Source organism: Psychromonas arctica (assembly GCF_038155225.1).
GTDB classification, from domain to species: domain Bacteria; phylum Pseudomonadota; class Gammaproteobacteria; order Enterobacterales; family Psychromonadaceae; genus Psychromonas; species Psychromonas arctica_B.
In genome coordinates, this window is the sequence record NZ_JBAKBA010000059.1 from 1 (window position 1) to 18,972 (window position 18,972).

Sequence of the window (18,972 nt, forward strand, 5' to 3'; positions counted from 1 at the left end):
CCCACAAGATTGATTAATATTAATGTTTTTGACCTAACCTTCTTTATCCTTCGTGCCTTCGTGGTTAAATCGATTTTTACTTTAAAAAGCATTAATCACCACGAAGACGCGGCGCTACACGAAGGACACGAAGAAAAACAACAAAGAGCTAGTTAATAATAAATGCTTTGACCCAACCTTCTTTACCATTCGTGGTTAAATCGCTTTTGACTTTAAAAAGCATTAAGCACCACGAAGACGCGGCGCTACACGAAGGACAACAAAACTAGTTAATAATAAATGCTTTTGACCTAACCTTCTTTACCCTTCGTGCCTTCGTGGTTAAACCGCCTTTGATTTTAAAAAGCGTTGCTAGTTAATAGTAAAGGGTTAGGTTCCGCTATTTTAAGTCAACCTAAGAAGCGAAAGCCCAAGTTTCTCTTTCTGCACCCTATTTAGTTATGCACTTATTATTTGAATCCAAGTCAATAAAAAAGGGATGAAGCTAATAACAGCTAACATCCCTTTTAGAATAATTAAATTAAGTCATGTAAATTTACTTTTGTTTACATTACTTGATAAAAGGACTCATTTTGTTAAGTAACCAAAATAGCGCAGCTACCATGATCGCAAAGCTAAGCGAGACATAACACAACGCGATTCCCATACTGCTTTTAGGACAAATATCACCTTGGCTTAACTCCAATAAACTGCCAACTAAAGCGAGTAACACAACCGGTGACCAGCCAACAATAAACAACCATTTAGCATTAAGCTTATTATTAAGTTTATTATGAAAAAAAGTCGCGACCAACATTAGAAAATAACCAATCGTCACGATAAAACAAGCAGGTAGTTTGGCAACACTTGGACATGGCGCAATGCCTGTTACTGTTAAATAAGACACAGATAACGCACCGTATAAACCAATACTCAATAGCACTAACAAAATGACTTTTATTACTATCTGAACCTTCGTAAGCGACATATCCTTGTTCTCTGTACCTTTGTTCTGTGTATCTTTGCTCTGCATATTAACTATCTTTTAATTGATAATGTGACTAAATGTATGCCTAAGAGTGCGGCTGAGACTGATCTGGTCTTTATACCAATCACACTAATTAAGTTATCTATTTTACTTGTTAAAATAACTTATTTCTTCGTTGTAAATTTCGTAAAGGGAACAACCATTTAGCTCAATTTTCGCCTTGAACTAACTCATTTTTCCTGCGCAAAATTTAGATCACTTATTTAATGTAATCGGTATTACTCAGACAGGCCTTGTTTATAAACACGATGTAATGAATAAAGTGAGATAGTAAATACAATTAAATGCACCACATTCATTGCAGCAGGCAATAACCAAACACCAATACTTAACCCAGTAAAGTAAGTCGTAAAGATCACACCTAGTATTAATGCAGGACTAAACAGTGCAACCCAACGCGGGTAAAGTGTCTTACCGATGACAATACGCCATATCCAAAGCACAGACACAACAACCATCGCCAAGCGCAATGCATTAACAAGTGGTTCGTTGTGCGCCCCAAAGTCGCTTAATAAGCTCTGTAATTGAAGTACAACATTAGTATCTGTGGTATCGGCGATTTCATGAGCCGTTAAGGCTAAATAAATACGACCACCTAACCAAGCATTACCGACCATAAAGGCGTAACCACCTAATAAGGTAATAATCCAACCATGTACTTTACTACCTCCTCGAATAAACATTTGCCCAAGGTGCCAATACCCTAAAATATATAACGGAGCGGCTAAAGTACTAAAGAAATGCCCTATCGTTAACTTGTCTTTAGAGACATTAGCAAAGTAACCGTAACCTTCTACTTCGTACCCACCGAGAGGAGAAAACTGTAAAGTGAACTCCCCTATTCCAACTAACAAAGCAGCTAGAAACCCCGCGATACCAGTTAGTAATAATGTGTTATATGTTTTTTTATCCACAATTTAGATCTCTTTTTGAGTGTTGATATTGCTTATGGCTAATCATCTAAGGCTACTAACCTGAAATTAACTACCTAAATTAATAACTTGAAAGTAGCCATTTGAAATTAACGCTTTAAATTAATAGTCAGAAAGGTCAATGGTAGAGTCGACCTGTGGCGAATCAATATTCACCGCTCTTCCACTCTGATAACTCACTTTCACTGATTTAATCTCAGTTTGATTGCCTAACCCAAAAAACACATCACTAGTTTGATCCGAACCTAAACCTTCACTGGTATAAAACTGATTGGTATAAGTTTGACCATCAACCATGGTTAGCGTGACTAATGCGCCAATAGAATGAGTCTCATCTTTAAAAGCAACTTTAAGCCAATGACGCGTTCCACCATTATTAATGAAAGCACGTAATTTTCCATTTAAATTACCAATCACAGCATCAGGCCAACCATCTTGATTAAAGTCTGAAACAACCGTTGTTACACCAAAATGTTTATTACCAATACCAGCGACTTCTTCAACAGGTTTAAATGAGTTTTCTTCATATTGTTGTAATAAGTTACCAGGGTAGAGATCTAAATGTTCAACAGCAGGGAAACGAATATAATTTTGAGTAATGAGATAATCAGCTAACGTATCGTTATTAAAATCATAAGAAACGAGCCCCCAACCAAATCCATATTTTGCTGCGTTATTTTCTAATGCGGTATCTTTAAAATTAAAATCACCTTGATTCTCTAGCAAGATATAATCTTTATTCAAGGTTTGATCTTCTCTTAAATCGCCCACCACTAAAAAGTCCGGTAGCGTTTTACCGACGTTACTAAAGTATAAATCCATTAAACCGTCGTTATTATAATCACTCACTGCAATACCCATCGGGTAACTATAAGTCACAGGTAAAGTGATATTTTCAAAGGTTAAATCGCCATTGTTTTTAAAGATACGTACAAAACCAGTATCTTGAGCGACAACTAAATCACTTAAACCATTGTTATTTAAATCTACAAAAACAGCAGTAAAGGTATTATGTTGCTCGTAAACACCAGATGATTTAGTAATGTCCGTAAAAGTGTTGTCACCGTTATTTAATAATAAATTACTAATGCCGCCATATTCTTGATTAAAGATAGTTTCACCTTCCACATATTCAGGACGAATATAGTTAGAAACATACAAATCAACTGCGCCATCATTGTTAATGTCACCAAAAGAAACCGATAAAGGCATCGACTTTTTATCTAAAGGAAAGTCTATTTTCTTACCTGTAAAACCTGTTCCAGTATTTTCATAAAAATAAATACCACTACTTCTTGCGACAAAAAGATCGACTAAACCATCGTTGTTAGCATCAATTGATGATGCTCCATAAGTTGGGTCATCTTCAGCTTTATCAAACCAACCTTCTGAAGGAATACTTACTAAGGCATTATTCACATATTTTTGTAAACCATCTTGCTGTCCAATACCACCACCAACAAACACTTCATCAATACCATCGTTATCTATATCAATGGTAGATAACGCCATAAAAGGTAGTCCGGCAACAAAATCAGATTGATGTGTGAATTCCGTACTAATTTCACTAAAACGTAAGTCTGTTTCACCTTGTTCTTGCTCGGCGCCTTGTATTACATAGGCCACTATCTTAGTAAAAAATAATGCAATAAAAATTAGAATGCCGATAATAATCAGCGATATTTTCTTCCATTTACTCATAACTCTCTCCGGGTGATGTAACCATTTTATTCATCCTTGTCAGGCGTGTATTAATAAGACCCGAAAAAACACGTTAATCATTCAATTATTTAAATAATTTAAATCGATTAAGTATTTATTATCGTGCCAAATATGTAGTGCTCAGGCTTAAGATTTGAAATATAAGAGTAGATTAATAAATAGAAGAGCGCTTTTTAATAACGGCTGTTTTAATAGATAACGAGATATTAATTAAATAGGTATGAACTGAAAGGATATCGACGAATGAGTATCGATAGAATACTTTAAAGGCAAAGCAATTTTAAAAGCTACCGGCCCTTAACTTTTTTTATAGATACCACCCGCCCAATATTCTGATTGCGGAGATTTAGCGCCTGACCATCCTCGCCTTATCAACTCTTTAACAATAAATCGATTAAATATGCCATGGCCAACAAACAGTATTTTATTATGCTGAGTCGCTAACTCAATAAGCTTATCTGTCGCTAGTGCTCTAATTTTCACTTCTTTTATTGATTCGGAGTGATTTGAATACCCTAAAAGCCATAACACTCTAAAGCATATTGCCCAAAATTTCGGCGTCATTTTAAAAAAATACCAGCTTGCTGATGGTAATCCAGCCTCTATAAGTAGATCATCACATAAAACGATCTTCCCTGCATTTAGGATAGTGGCTGAATCAATAGATCGTTGAAGACGGCTACAAATTATCGCATCACAATTATTTGCGTGGGTGACGGAAGAAGGCAAAGGCGATGTATTTAAAGAAACCTTAGATTGATCATAAAACGTAATCCAATAAGTAAATTCGGTGGCAGTCATTGGATGTTCTGAAATCGGGTCGGGTTTACCATGTCTAATGATCGTTATTTGCATATATTTCCTCTACAAAGTGCCACTGCCATAACAAACAACAACACTTCAACAAAGGCTGCAAAGCTATGCAGGCACAAATAGGCACTTATTTTAATAATGCTTGTGCTAACCATGATTTAAATTGTGCTGCAGGTAACGCGCCGTTCAAGGTATCAACTACTTTACCGTATTTAAAAACCATTAACGTAGGAATGCTACGAATATTATATTGTGCACCTAACTGTTGTTGATCTTCAGTATCGACTTTCACAAATCGAGCAGCTGTTTGTTGAGTTGCGACCTCTGTAAATGTAGGCGCAAAGTTAATACAAGGCCCACACCACGGTGCCCAAAAATCAACAACAACGGGTTTATCACCATTAATTAACGCCGATAAATTAGCTCTCGTTCCTTCAATTGGTGCCCCCTGTAATAAGTCTTTTTTACAACGTCCACAACTAGGTGTTGCTTCAATTCGTTCAACAGGTAAGCGATTCATGGAGTGGCAATGTGGACATCTAGAAGTAATGGTAGTCATATTTTTTCTCTTTTAAGTCTGTTCATTCAACATCTATTTTTATTGAGCTATTTTCATCGAACTATTTTCATCGAACTATATTAATTTAATCTATTAGCTTAGCCTATTCCCATCGTGTTTTTTTAACTTAAACAACAGTATTTTTTTAACTTAAACAATAATGTTTGCTCTAACTTAAGTAATAGCTTTTCTAACTTAAGCAATAGTGCCTTTCTAACTTAAACAATGCCACTCTAAATAAATACCGAATTAAATAATCACTTATAAGCAGATAACATCTTTTAAAAGAACCCTGTTGAACAGACACTGATAGTAATAAAAATGGTTAACGCCAAGAAGACGCCCTTTTTAAGTAAAGCAACTCAAGCATTAGATCGAGTTACTATATATCAATAGGCACCCGTCGTACTTGCACCAACGAGTTCAACACAGGTCGCTTTATTTTTTCACAATCGGGAGCTGTGATAATAAAATAAAAGTGGCAGAATAATAGTCTGTTTCTGGCGTTATCTGAGGCAATGTAATGTCTGATATAAGATTAGCCTCACTATTGTCCATTTTAGCCTCTGTAACGGCTTTAATCGCTTTCATTCCAGCGTTAGCTAATGTAGCTGAACGTTGACCTGTCAATAAATCAACCGTTGCTGGTAGCGTTTCCTGAGCCCAAAAATCAATAAATGGCGCGATTAATTGTGTTTGATAATCTTGCGCGAGCATTAAATAAAGCGGTAATCGATTAGCCTTCTCTCCATACTCTGTAGAGTTAGCGCTTTCTAAAGTTGCTTTATCTTCCGACAGGATCATCCAATCTGACGGTAAATTCCAATCGCCAAAACGAGCTGACGTCATCAGAGAAGTGCCTGATTGGTATATTTCATCCCAAATCGGGTCACCTGTTACTTCTGTAAATAAATTTAAAGCGGGAAATACCCAGTAGGATAAATTGATTTGAACACGGTCATCAGGCAACTCAAAGCCTGTTTCGCTCGGTAATACCAACTGATAACCAAATTGTTGACGAATAAGTTTAGCTTTAATGGCGTCTAACACACGTAAACCTTCAACAAGGAATATTTGGCGATCCCATTTATTTTCTGCGGCTAATAAAGCCCACGCAATAATAATATCGCCATTACTTGCGTTGCTTTGAGCAGAGATACATTTTTTATCACACTCCCCTTTTTCTGAGGGTGAATACTGCTGACGAAATAAATGATCTTCGCGCTGCATGTTTTGCTGTGTCCAAGCCCACATATCTTGAAACTGCTCTCTATCGTTAGAGAAAACAGCAAACAACAAGGCAAGCCCTTGCCCTTCACTGGTTGATATATTGTTATTTTCAGTATCAAGCACTCGGTTAGTACCAATAAATTGTGCTTTGTAAGTGATCCAATTTTTTTGAAAAGGGGTTCGCTCAAAAGAAATAAATTTGGGAATAAATGAAATCGCAATCAAAAATAAGAGTATTCCGATGAATATAATTTTCTTCATTTCCCAGTATTCCTTAATCTTTTTTAATGCAGTGGTATTGATAAATAGGCTGCCATCATAAAGGTGATCAGCATAAAAATCACCAAGAATAACTGCTAGCTAATACCTTCATCTTTGTCATAGCGATTATCAAAAGCACTTAAATCAAGGTGTTCTGCTAAAGGAGTATTCAACAATATGGAAAAGTAGATATTCATATTCAAAGGGAATAATTTGCAGTGAGAAATCAATTGGGATGAATTTACTTTAGTAAAATAAGTGAGGTTTACCTCTTTGTTTAAAAAGGATGCCATCACATTTAACTCAGAGCGAAAATAGCTATTAGATCACAGACGACCAGCTCAATAAAGGTTGTTTTTTGTACAATGAGAGATTATAAAAAAAGAACATAAAAACGTTCTTTTTTGGAGAAATTCTACAGCCTCAACGTCCGCTTAATCGGACTAAAGTAGTGGGTTAAAATGTGAAGCGAAACGTAACCCACTGCTTTATTTCCGTTTAAATGCCTTATTAGTGCTTTATCCTGCATTACCCTTTTCTTCGGAAGACGTTATTATAGAGTGAATAGTCATTCGCATTAACACCCACCAAGCATAAATAGGTGCTTCAGAATAAGCCGCATTATCAGTTAATAGCCCATGAGCTACTTCATTTCTTAAGTTTGGCCCAATTGAATTCGTAAATAGAGCTGTTAATTCAAAAAGAAGATCTTGCCCAAATACTTCTAAAGACTCAGGCATACCTAATAGTGTACTCAAACCTTTTTCATGCTCTATACCAGTCTTATCTAGGTGAGTTGTATGTGCTCCTGCTTTCTTTAACTGCTCTCGCACAATTTTTTCTAGTTGAGGTGCGATAATGTGAATAGCAGTTGAAAACTCAAATTCAAGACCTAACCATAGTGCATGCGAAACCAGGTGTACGCTAGATTTCGGTATCAATGGACTGTAATCGCACATTTCGAAAATGAAACTCTTACTAAAATTATGCTCACTCAATATCTGATGCAAAGCTGGAATAATTGAAAGCTTGACGTTTAATTTGGTATTATATGAGAATGTTCGAACCATATTGTCGAAAAGTGTAGCATTTACGGATTCTTCGTTGTCCCCTAAACCTACAGAGGGTGTTTTAGCTATTACTCGGCCATCCCTTGCATATTGCATTGAACCAAAGAAAGAACTAAGAAAATTTGTACTCATACTTTTCTTTTCGCTTTCCATTAAAGAGTCATATTCATCTACATTACAAATTCCAGAAAAATAAACTAAAGCTTCATACTCAGAAATTTTCCCTGCAACATATTCTTTAGATAGTTGAGCTCTTTCTTCAGCTCCTTCAATTGGTGTCTGAAAAAGCCCCATTTCATTTAGAGTATACTTACCAGATTCGTTGAGGCCATGCCTTAGCTTTGATATTCTCTCATCAATTGAATATTCATCACGATATTTTGCCGGTACTTTCCTATATGCATGTATAGCATTCTCAAATAGACTATTAGCTATTAATTTTGATCCCCCATCCAGATTAAAGTGGCTTTCCGCATCCAAAGCATACGACTCGGCGGCTTGAACTAATGTATCTACATGCTTGTCCTCATTTGAACCTTTTTTGTATTTTCTAGAGCTAAGCTCAAAATAACGAATAGCATCTTTAAAGTAACTTTTTGACTTCAAAGATGAACCGAGATTTTCTAATCTCTCAGCTATCTTCAAATGATGTTCTTTTAATGCATTTAAGTTTTCAACGAGTTCCGCCACAGAGTAAGCAATATCAACAAAATCTTCTGCATCATTGTTGAATGAATAAATAAGTACATTCTCAATTTTGGTTACTCTTTCTATATCGTTAAGTTGTCTTGCTAATCTATAAGCCCTTTCAATTTCATTTTTCCCAGTGTGTCGCCATGTATCTGGTTTGATTCCATCTTTGGTATAAAGATCGATTGCACATTTCGCATGTAATGGCTTTTTAGGTTTACAACAAATCCACAATAAATCGTAAATTCTAGCTTTTAAAGCCACATGATTAATGCTTTCAACTCTGCCAGCTAAAATTGATAACTCATTTTGAGAAAGATCGGCAGGTAATGCTGAACGACTGCCATCTGCCATTTTCATTAAAGGTTGAAAAGGTTCGTTATTACTTTTTGGAACAAGCATCACCGATGTGATGTTTCTGAAAAGGGCCAATAAGTTTCGCTCTTCTTTAGCATAAGAACAATCTTCCCTACTCATCTCACGACCAAATTCTGTTGAGAGACTTTGTAAGCTTTTATTCCCTTCATTTTCAATTATATTTTGAATAAAACCCAAATTACCTAGTTCCATTTCTCAGCCTTAACATCATTTATAGTTGTGAGTTTTTGAAATTCACGGAGTAATAATAGATTAACCGCAAGAGCATTAACGCCCATATTAACGGACTAAAGATTGTGAGCTAAACTTGAGCCCGCTGTTTTTAGTCCTGTTGAATTGACTTGTTATACGTTTTTCAAGTTCTCAACGCTTTTAATTCTGTGGGGTAAAATCACTTCTGCATTTGAATTAAAGAAAGTATTGGCTGTATCTCCTGCTTCCAATTCAGACTCACCGTCCAGCATTAGTTTCAAGAAAAATAGAGCTTTGAAAGCCTCATATCCTTTTGCTTTAGCAGTAAATGAGACTATGTATGGTTGTGTAATTTCCTGAAAACGGGATACAAGTTCCTGATAGTTTTGCCCAACGAAAGTACCAGCAATATCTTCAACTAGTTCAGGGGCATCTGTATAGTTGTGATTTGATCCTGGAGCTTGGACAGCTACAGTCTTAATTAGAAAAGCAAAAGGACCTTCATCATGATCACCATTTTTCCCTGACATAGAAAGTGAAAAAGGATGTTTACCCGTTTTTTCTATACCAGATGCTAATGATGACAGCCGTGATACCAATTGTTCTTTCACTAGAGTCTTCGTAAGTACGCCATGCTCATAAAATGAATTGTGGTCTTCTACACGTGTGCCATGAAACCAAAGCACTTCAAGTTCACTGTCTGGTTCTCCAAGTTTTTCACGAACAGCCAATTCAACATTTTGCTCAAGAGTGTAGTAATCAATTGTTCCATTATTATCTACACTTTTTAATACAGATATCATTACATCTTCTGTTGTATGAAAGGCATCACATAATGATGACTTTACTGATTCGTAAGATGAGCAGTCTAAAATCATATCTATCTCTTTTCTCTTTGTTAAACTGTGGCCCCAAACTGACGTATAACAGCTTTATTAACTCACAAAATGTCACTTTAACGGCGAAAACACGACAAGAGTTAATGATTAAAATATTACATAACTTTACGTTGATTTAACGATAAAACAAAGAGATATAATAAAGTTATGATTTATTAATCATGATAAAAGGTAGCAGACTGTAACAGTTGTGGTGAAAAGACTGCACTGATTTCAGGACAGGCTCGAGAAAATATATGAGAAACTATTTATAATTTAATTTTTTGAAAGCTTAAAGCATCATTCAATGTAACGATGTCTCCCCTTTTCATATTTAAACTTTCCCAAATGATAAAAACCTTTTCACATCGTAATAAACAAACCATTTGGTTATATCTCATCGTATTTTGATATCACTAAGCTAACGTATTACAAGGTGACTCAATGCTACAATAAAGACGTAAACAGCATGGAGACAATATGACTGCAACCATTAAAAATAAAACCATTCTTTATAGTAAGCTATTTTCGATAAACCTAGTGACCTACCCTATCAACCACAGTGTGATGAACCATGTCGACAATGTACAAAAAGGGCGTTATTACAAACTCAATTTAATTTTGGTACAACCAAAAGTGGGAGGTGTGTTTAAGTGTACAAAATGCATTCTTAACTTATTTAATCGCGTGTATTTATTTAGACCCGACAAGTACGAACACAGCGTCACTAAAATCGAATCAGGAAAACGTGTTCTACTCAGTTTTGCACTCAATATATAAGCTTTGTCAAAAGGTTTACCTTCACGTAAGAAAAGCAAGATCACCGCTAAGGCAAAACACCAAGTAAATAAATGTCTAAATGCATCAATGAGTTCAGACTAATAATACTGTAGATAAATCCTAGCTTACTCAAACTAGCGAAAACTAGCATAATAATGGCTACATCCACCCACCGTTGAGCTTTCCCAAGTCATCCATTCATTTTAGTAAAGCCAAACAGGATGTTTGGGTTAGTTGAGGCTAGTGCATGGAGCGATTTATGCGGCAGCATAGTGTTATGAGCGGGCTAAGTTCTGCGTGTCCTTTGCCGTTATTAGCTCAGTGTAGGACACATCATATAAACGGTACGTTAAAAATGAATGGATGACTTGGATCAGAAAGTGCTACGGTGTCAGTATCTTTGATTCTTTATAAACATAGGTTTCTCTTCTGATTAAGAGAAAAGTCACTCGCTTCTAGGTCGAAATACCAAGCAGGAAATACCAATCTACAGCGATGAGCGCAGACGAACCCTCTAAAAAATCAAAGAGGAGCCACCTTTCCTATCATCGGATAAGTAAACAAAAAGAAGTGCGAAACATTTACTAACCAATGACACAAAATCGCCCATTCTAAGCGCTGTGTTTTATAAAAAATATAACAGTAACCAAAACCAGCTACACCTGACACCAACACATAACTCCATCCACCTATAAAATGTGCCAAGGCAAAAACAACTGCGGTTATAAGCGGTGCAAAGATAGCTAAACGTTTAACTGTGATTAATTGCGACAACTTAGTTTGTAACAAACCTCTAAAGAACGCCTCTTCAGCAACACAGGTAAACAAAAGATTAATCGCAATAAAGGCTAACCAAAAGCCTGGCACTTTAGGGCTAAACCCGACGAGCCCAATCATTAACGCCACCGTCAAGGTCGCTAATACGGTACAAATAATAATGAAAAAAGGCTGTTTAAGCTTTGTTATCGTGCTGGTTTTTGCTGTAGTTATATTTGTAGTAACTATATTTGCAGTAGTTGTATTTGAGGCTGTAGTTGAGGCTGTAGTTGCATCTAAAGGTATAGTTGTATCTAAGGTTTTAGTTGTTTGGCTCTTAGAAAAAAAGTAAGCACACACCAACAACCCTGCCATACCTTTATCAAAGTTAGCATAAAGGGTATAAGGAATAGCATCGCTAGTGATTAACTCATTAATGACAATGGGTAAGTTATTAAAACCGGGTACGGCATGCACTGCTAATGCCAATGAACTGACGATGAAAGCAGTACTTGATATTGCCCGTATGATTGGCTGTTTTATGTAAAGCGCGCCATGATATAAAGCGACATAAACCACGATACCCACCAGCCCAACAGCCTCTATATGGTGTTCAACATAACCACTAACCACACTCAAGGCCATTAACCATAGCCAAAGCGGTTGTTTGATGATTGATACTTTACAGTATGGGAAAACACATAAAATAGATAACGCTAATAGATAAAAAGTCATTTTATTAGTTACTGCTTATTGGTTGTTTTTACGCTGTTAGATTGACCGGTTTTTAACGGCTGTTTTTAACAGCCGACGTTACTATTAAGGTGTTTCACCCAGTAAATAAGCGCCTACTGGCCTTTGATAAGTTTCATAATTTGCTTTTGGGGTTTGAATCATTCTATTTTCAATTTCTATCATAATGTCCATTTCATCAGCACTCATATATCCCTCATCTTGAGTCGTTGACCAAGTAATACCCGCGCCAGCATCAGTAATCTTACGTGTAAAACGATAGGCTTGCTCGATCCCAAAGACCAAATCAGACCTTGAACTACTCCATGTACTTCTAATAGGAAACCAACCGTGTTTAAGTGCTTTTTTATTGCCGTTGTAACTATCCCAAGGGCTATCTTGCATATCTGGAATCGTATATTCTTCGTAACCCCAAGAGTTAGGTGGTGCACCTCGCCCTAGCGGTGTGATATGACCAGCAGTAAAGTCTTCGTATTCGTTTGTAGGTACATGTTTTATGATTTTATAATCAGTGTCATCTTGGTCATCTAAACCATCGCTATCAACATAAAGATACTCACCATTGGCATCGGTAAAATACGCTTTCTTTTCATTGATGCCAATCGCTAACGTTGGGTCGACGCTGCGTAACGTATCAACAAAATCAGAGAGTGAACCTGGTAATTTCCTAACATTATCTAACCAATAACCATCCACTAAACCATCAAACCTTTTGGCATAACCCTCTACTAAATAGCGCCAAGCAGCACCTTCATCACCATTCCATTCAGTATTATAGTACTCTTCCCATGCGGCTTTTATCTCTCGCTCATTTTCAGGATCATTATCTGTGATCATTGAGGGTCCTGCTGCATTTAAATATAAAATAACTTTTTTGCCCGCCTTTCGATAAACATTAATCACATCAAAAATGATTTGTTCATTTTCAAGTCGAGGCACCATATCTGGATGGATAGCGGCTACATCAACATTGTCGTTATCACGTAATGTAAAAAGAAAAGCATGAGCAGGATGAGTGAAAGAAGTGATGACATGTCCTGATGAAGGAAGATTTTTAACTATCTCTTCTGCACCAGCAACCCAGTGAGCAGATCCGCCATCGACAGATTGATCAAGCTTATAGCCACCATCAACTCTTTGCGTTATGCCCCAAGAACCTGCTAGCCAACTTGCATTTTCGTCACTGTACTCTTCTTCAATATCTAAGGTTGAATCATTAGATTGAGCAGGCGTGCTATTACAGCCAAGTATGCCAACAAGAGTAATGACAAACAGTAAGGTACATTTAAGTTGGTTTTTTATTATCATCGAATGCCTATTTATAATGTGTATTTAATCAATTGGGTTAACAGTAGTAAACCTATTATTTATGTTCTCAGTAAGAGCCAAAGTAGTGAGGAAAACATGTCATATTCAATATGTTCAACCGTGGCTAAAGTGTGTTTATGATTGATACTTTACAATATCGAAAAATACATAAACTCGATAATGCTAACAGATGAAAGCCATTTATTTTTTGCAGATCATTTGTTGAAAAGCAACCTCGACCTTTAAAGCGAAGTGCATCGAGTTATTCTATTCATTAATAAGTAGTAAGTCGCCAACTATAACAGCCACTATCGAATCTTAAAAATTGTACTTAACATCCGTATTTAATTTATCTTTGATGTAATACCAATCACACTAATTAACTGATCTATTTTACTGGTTAAAATAACTTATTTCTTCGTTGTAAATTTCGTAAAGGGAACAACCATTAAAGAATTAACATCCTTTGGTTAATTCTCCGATAGACGATTAACGAAGTTAATCTTCGAAAGGCTCAATTTACGCCTTAAACTAAGTCATTTTTCCTGCGCAAAATTTAAATCACTTATTTAATGTAATCGGTATAAACTAGACAAAAACATCATCAGGGAAGAGACAATGCCATCATCACGCCACATTGTTAGTGATTTTATAAAGCGCGGTTACGTCCAACCAGCTCAAATTAATGAGGCACTTAACTGTACACAGGTTTCGCCTACCATAAACAGTTGGTTTAAGTTTATCGACCGATTATTACTGTGTTTAGGGGCGCTAAGCTTGGCTTTTTCAGTGCTCTTTTTTATTGCCTATAACTGGGATGATTGGGGGCGTTTTGGAAAGTTTGCTTTAATAGAATCATTGCTTGTTGCCACTATATTTATCTATTGGCTTGCCAAAAAAGACAGTCTCAAAGCACAAATAAGTTTATTAGTGAGCTGTTTAATGGTCGGTGTGTTAATGGCCTTTTTCGGACAAACGTATCAAACGGGCGCAGATCCTTGGACTTTGTTCTTTTTTTGGGCTGTTCTGATCATACCTTGGGTTGTTATCGCTCGCTTTGCGCCATTATGGTTGAGTTGGTTGGGTTTATTAAATGTTGCTTTAAGCCTCTACATTGATAGTTTTGGTCTTCCTTTAACGTTATTTTTATCAGCTGATGGTAATCTCTGGATTGCACTATTTTTTCTGAACAGTATTGCATTAACCGCATTGGAGCTGAGCAGCCGACGTTTCATCTATTTATCGCCTCGTTGGTTAGCTCGAAGCATCGCTTCATTAGCAGGCTTTATGATCACCTTTATTGCTGTTGATACGATAATAGATTCACACAATACTAGCTTATTGCCTTTCTTATTTTGGGGAGTCTTTATTGCCGCCTTATATGTGGTTTACCGTCATCTTCGACACGACTTATTTATGCTCGCAGGCGGCTGTTTATCAAGCATTGTTGTTATTATCACTGCTTGTATCGACAATCTGAATGAGGATTATATTGAAGGATTCTTTCTACTGACGTCAGTGTTAATCATTGGTCTAACGAGCTTAGCGACCATTTGGTTGAAAAAAGTCAATAAGGAGATGTTGTCATGAAGATACAACAGACTCAACAACAAAGACTGTGGCAACAACTTCAAGAGAAAGCCTTAGTCAACGGCGAGTTTCAACCTGCAGAGACATTAGACTCACCTTGGTTTATAAAACTCTTACTGGCTTGTTCTGGTTGGTTTGCCTCACTATTTATCTTGGGCTTCTTTTTGCTCACTTTACAAGACTTGGTGGAAAACAGCACCGTTTGTTTAGTGGTCGGTTCTGGAATGATATTAATGGCTTATCAAATGTTAAAAAATAAGCCCTCTGAATTCCTAGAGCACCTTATGCTTGCCTTTAGCTTAGCCGGACAAGCATTGCTGGCTTGGGCTATTTTTATAATTGATAATACGGTCTTTTCTGTATTTCCTTGGTTTGCTATTTTTATTATACAAAGTAGCTTAAGCCTGATAATGCCGCATTATATACATCGCGTTTGCTCTGCTTTTTTTGCAAGTATTGCATTAACCATTTGTTTTCATTATTTGCAGCTTTCTGCATTTACTTCAGCAAGTTTATTATTATTGGCATTATTTTTAGTACTCAATGAATGGCGTTCAGTAAAATGGCAGCCTGCCTGTGAAGCAATTAGTTATGGCATTATATTATTACTTATCCCTCTTAAAGCCTCTTACATCATTGGTTATGACCTTGCTTATTGGTTAAATGAAACCACATTAGAACACTCATGGTATTACTATTTAGATGAACTGTTATTACTCGTTGCTATGCTTTATTTAGTCATCACCTTAATGCAGCGTAGCCAGCATCATTTTCCGTTTAACACTAAATTAGCCATTATTTGCTCGACTATCTGCTTATGCCTTTTATCGATGCAAGCCTCTGGTATTACCATCGGCTTTGCTTTATTGATACTTGGATTTTCAAACAGTAATAAAATTTTACAAGGCTTAGGGATAACCTCATTACTGTTTTATATCTCCAGTTATTACTATTTATTAACGCTTACCTTGTTAGAAAAATCAGCCATTTTATTAATGATGGGGTTATTCATATTGGCGATTCGTTATGCCTTATTAAAATGGCTAAATCCGATGCAGATTCATTCGGATTCATCAGTACTTTCTCATAAACAACTTAACCCACAACAAGGAGATACCGATGCAATCTAAAATCGTAATAGGCATGTTGTTGGTTATTTTAGCGGTGATGAACTTTTCAATTGTCAGTAAAGAGCAGCATTTAAAACAAGGCGATACCGTATATTTGAAACTAGCACCTGTAGATCCTCGCTCGTTAATGCAAGGCGATTATATGGCGCTTCGCTTTGAAGCAGCCGACCAGCTTTATGATGCACTCCAATCGTCGGACGATGATATAGAAAAAGGCACACATGATGGACAAATCCTAGTGCATCTAGATGAAAATAAAGTAGGTGATTTTCGAGGTATTTACCATGGGCAACCCTTACAAGAAAATGAACTTAGACTTAATTATCGCGTACGAGACGATAATATAAAATTCGCTACTAACGCCTTTTTCTTTGAAGAAGGTACAGCTGAACTTTACGAAAAAGCCCGATATGGTGAGTTCAAAGTCAGTGAAAAAGGAGAGCTACTATTGAATGCGATGTTTACAGAGCAGTTAACTGAAATCAAAGCAGAGTAAAAACGGTAAGTCACCACGAAACCGCTGCGCTACACAAAGGGTACAAAGAAAACTCATAGTATATTGATTAGTAATGTTTTTGACCTAACCTTCTTTACCCTTCGTGCCTTCGTGTTTAAATCGTTTTTGATTTTAAGAGCCCCTAATCGACCACGAAGCCGCTGCGCTACACGAAGAGCACGAAGAAGCCCCACAAGATTGATTAATATTAATGTTTTTGACCTAATCTTCTTTATCCTTCGTGCCTTCGTGGTTAAACCGCTTTTGACTTTAAAAATAAATAGCTTAATAAGAAAGACAAAAAAGGAGCCAACAGGCTCCTTCAATATTAATACTCAATTAGAATGCTATTTACAAAACTACTTATTTAAAACGGCATTGTAACGTTCAAAGCCCGCTTCTAAATCTGCGATTAAATCTTCAGGGCTTTCTAAACCGATATGTAAACGAATAAGCGGTTTGCTGCTATCCCATTTAGTTACAGTTCTAATTTTATCAATACCCGACACACTCAAAATCAAGCTTTCAAATCCACCCCATGAAAAGCCCATTTTAAAGTGATGCATGTTTTCTACTAAAGCCGTTAGTGACTTGCTGTTCCCTTCTTTTAATACAAAAGAGAATAAGCCATTAGATGCGCTGAAATCTCGTTTAAAGAATTCATGCCCAGGACAAGTTTCAAAAGCAGGATGACGAAGGTGATCGACTTCAGGACGTGTTGCTAACCAATTAGCCACTTGCAGAGCATTTTTTTCATGCTGCGCCATTCTCACGCCTAATGTACGTAAACCACGGCTTGCTAAATAAACATCGTCCGGTGACGTACATTGCCCCATCAAATAACTGTTTTCACGCAATTGTTCCCAATGAGCTTCATTCGACGTGGCAGTACCCATCATGACATCTGAATGCCCTACTATGTATTTGGTTGCCGCTTGAATAGAAATATCAACGCCCATATCAAATGGACGAGAGTTGATTGGTGAAGCCCATGTGTTATCCAACATCACCACTAAACCATGTTCGTGAGCAATTTTGCTTAATGTAGGTACATCTTGAATCTCCATGGTCACTGAACCAGGGGATTCTAAAAATAGGACTTTAGTGTTGTCTTTAATAAGGTCTTTAATGCCAGCGCCGATCATTGGATCGTAATAGGTTGTTTCGATGCCAAACCCTGCTAACAAACTGTCACACAAAGCGCGTGTTGGTTCGTAAGCACTGTCGACCATTAATAAATGGTCGCCTGATTTTAAGAAAGACATTAATGAATTACTGATAGCTGCGGAGCCTGATGGATATAACGCAGTACCAACGCCACCTTCTAGTTCAGCAATCGCAGCTTGAAATGCAAAATGTGTTGGCCCACCACGGCGACCGTAAAACAATTCACCGTTAGCTTTGTTTTTAGACGCAAAACGCATATCTTCCATCGTTTCAAAGGTCATGGTTGAAGCGCGCACTACAGGTGGATTAATAACTCCGTTTGTCCATTTTTTATCACGTCCTAAACTTACTATTTGCGTTTCTTTTTTCATTTGACCTATCCATTCATGATGTTAGAAAATATATAAGAAACATATATTAACACTTCAAATAAAGATGAACAGCGACTATCTCGTCATATCTTAGTCCGTTATGTTTAGCTTAAAAACATCCACTGGTTTTAAGTAAACCCAGCACCCGTTAATCGTTACGGCAATCTCGTACCTAGTAATCCTGTTGAATAGATTCATTGCATAACATTTCAATACTTAACATTTCATTACTTAACATTTGATAATAGGTATAATCATTTCTTTTTTGTCTAATAGGCTGAACATGCAATTTGAAACTCACTTCATGCTAGATCGTGAACACTATGCAGAGTGTTTTGATCAATCAATGTTATTAAAAGGGCCACAAAAACCACGCTATATTTTCATTGCAGGTTTAATCATCGCCGGTTTGTTTTTTTTATTTGCAACGGATGTACAAGGTTTATTAGCTTGGTTCTTTTTTGCTATCGCCGTGTTGGAATATTTCAGTTTTAAATACAAACGACCATGGTGGTTAACTCGACAAATGATGAGTAAAAATTCGGGTAATAAAATCACGCTTATTTTTGATGATCAGGGTATTGAAAATAAAAGCGTTTACATCAATAACCAATTGGCTTGGCAGTCTATCGATAACTTCTATGAAACAGATGCTGGTTTTATGTTGAACTTGCATCAAGGTGGACAGCAGTATTTAAGTAAAGCTTGTTTAGATGATTCAATCCAAGCTTATATTCAGCAGCAATTAAGCGGTAAAAAACAGCCTATTCCTTCTCTAGCGAAGTAATAAACTATTCTTTATCAAGCTAGGGCATGTTGATCTTTCAAGAGTAATTTTTGAACAGCATGGTGGAAATGTATAATGGTTT

General features: G+C 36.6%; 16 protein-coding genes. 5 read left to right on the forward strand and 11 right to left on the reverse strand.

From position 1 onward, the window contains the following. Positions 1-550: 550 nt before the first annotated feature. The 8 genes from V6255_RS16865 to V6255_RS16900 all read right to left on the reverse strand — a co-directional run bounded on the left by V6255_RS16865 (position 551) and on the right by V6255_RS16900 (position 9,752). Positions 551-1,012: a hypothetical protein gene (locus V6255_RS16865; protein WP_341629191.1), complete on the reverse strand. Its 462-nt coding sequence runs from the start codon at positions 1,010-1,012 to the stop codon at positions 551-553. 233 nt (positions 1,013-1,245) lie between these two features. Beyond that, positions 1,246-1,941, reverse strand: a complete 696-nt coding sequence (locus tag V6255_RS16870) for a DUF6796 family protein (protein WP_341629192.1) — start codon at positions 1,939-1,941, stop codon at positions 1,246-1,248. Positions 1,942-2,061: 120 nt separating this feature from the next. Further along, positions 2,062-3,660: a VCBS repeat-containing protein gene (locus V6255_RS16875; protein WP_341629193.1), complete on the reverse strand. Its 1,599-nt coding sequence runs from the start codon at positions 3,658-3,660 to the stop codon at positions 2,062-2,064. Between the two features lie 318 nt (positions 3,661-3,978). Beyond that, positions 3,979-4,536: a histidine phosphatase family protein gene (locus tag V6255_RS16880; protein WP_341629194.1), complete on the reverse strand. Its 558-nt coding sequence runs from the start codon at positions 4,534-4,536 to the stop codon at positions 3,979-3,981. 85 nt (positions 4,537-4,621) lie between these two features. Continuing rightward, the gene (gene trxC, locus V6255_RS16885; RefSeq protein ID WP_341629195.1) at positions 4,622-5,053 is read right to left on the reverse strand and encodes a thioredoxin TrxC; all 432 of its coding nucleotides are present in this window, start codon (positions 5,051-5,053) and stop codon (positions 4,622-4,624) included. Positions 5,054-5,491: 438 nt separating this feature from the next. Next, positions 5,492-6,544 (reverse strand): glycosyl hydrolase family 8, encoded by a 1,053-nt coding sequence (locus V6255_RS16890; protein WP_341629196.1) that lies wholly within the window; start codon positions 6,542-6,544, stop codon positions 5,492-5,494. Positions 6,545-7,062: 518 nt separating this feature from the next. After that, the gene (locus tag V6255_RS16895; protein WP_341629197.1) at positions 7,063-8,874 is read right to left on the reverse strand and encodes a DUF4209 domain-containing protein; all 1,812 of its coding nucleotides are present in this window, start codon (positions 8,872-8,874) and stop codon (positions 7,063-7,065) included. Between the two features lie 152 nt (positions 8,875-9,026). Next, complete coding sequence (locus V6255_RS16900; RefSeq protein WP_341629198.1) at positions 9,027-9,752, reverse strand: hypothetical protein; 726 nt, start codon at positions 9,750-9,752, stop codon at positions 9,027-9,029. 480 nt (positions 9,753-10,232) lie between these two features. On the opposite strand from V6255_RS16900, the gene V6255_RS16905 reads away from it, so the two are divergent. Beyond that, the gene (locus tag V6255_RS16905; RefSeq protein ID WP_341629199.1) at positions 10,233-10,532 is read left to right on the forward strand and encodes a 2OG-Fe(II) oxygenase; all 300 of its coding nucleotides are present in this window, start codon (positions 10,233-10,235) and stop codon (positions 10,530-10,532) included. A 522-nt stretch (positions 10,533-11,054) separates the two neighbouring features. Here V6255_RS16905 and V6255_RS16910 read toward each other — a convergent pair. Continuing rightward, positions 11,055-12,023, reverse strand: a complete 969-nt coding sequence (locus V6255_RS16910; protein WP_341629200.1) for a CPBP family intramembrane glutamic endopeptidase — start codon at positions 12,021-12,023, stop codon at positions 11,055-11,057. 84 nt (positions 12,024-12,107) lie between these two features. Continuing rightward, positions 12,108-13,349 carry a hypothetical protein gene (locus V6255_RS16915; RefSeq protein WP_341629201.1) on the reverse strand — a complete coding sequence of 414 codons (1,242 nt, stop codon included), beginning with the start codon at positions 13,347-13,349 and terminating at the stop codon, positions 12,108-12,110. 618 nt (positions 13,350-13,967) lie between these two features. Here V6255_RS16915 and V6255_RS16920 point away from each other — a divergent pair. The 3 genes from V6255_RS16920 to V6255_RS16930 are packed head-to-tail and all read left to right on the forward strand — an operon-like array spanning position 13,968 to position 16,565. Further along, complete coding sequence (locus tag V6255_RS16920) at positions 13,968-14,939, forward strand: DUF2157 domain-containing protein (RefSeq protein WP_341629202.1); 972 nt, start codon at positions 13,968-13,970, stop codon at positions 14,937-14,939. Next, positions 14,936-16,069: a DUF4401 domain-containing protein gene (locus V6255_RS16925; RefSeq protein WP_341629203.1), complete on the forward strand. Its 1,134-nt coding sequence runs from the start codon at positions 14,936-14,938 to the stop codon at positions 16,067-16,069. Before V6255_RS16920 ends, V6255_RS16925 begins: the two co-directional genes overlap by 4 nt. Next, positions 16,059-16,565, forward strand: coding sequence for a GDYXXLXY domain-containing protein (locus V6255_RS16930; RefSeq protein ID WP_341629204.1), 507 nt, complete (start codon positions 16,059-16,061; stop codon positions 16,563-16,565). Before V6255_RS16925 ends, V6255_RS16930 begins: the two co-directional genes overlap by 11 nt. A 359-nt stretch (positions 16,566-16,924) precedes the next feature. On the opposite strand, the gene V6255_RS16935 is transcribed toward V6255_RS16930, so the two are convergent. Further along, positions 16,925-18,103: a cystathionine beta-lyase gene (locus V6255_RS16935; protein WP_341629205.1), complete on the reverse strand. Its 1,179-nt coding sequence runs from the start codon at positions 18,101-18,103 to the stop codon at positions 16,925-16,927. Positions 18,104-18,386: 283 nt separating this feature from the next. Here V6255_RS16935 and V6255_RS16940 point away from each other — a divergent pair, with 283 nt between their 5' ends. Continuing rightward, positions 18,387-18,890 (forward strand): YcxB family protein, encoded by a 504-nt coding sequence (locus V6255_RS16940; protein WP_341629206.1) that lies wholly within the window; start codon positions 18,387-18,389, stop codon positions 18,888-18,890. The last annotated feature ends 82 nt before the right edge of the window (positions 18,891-18,972 follow it).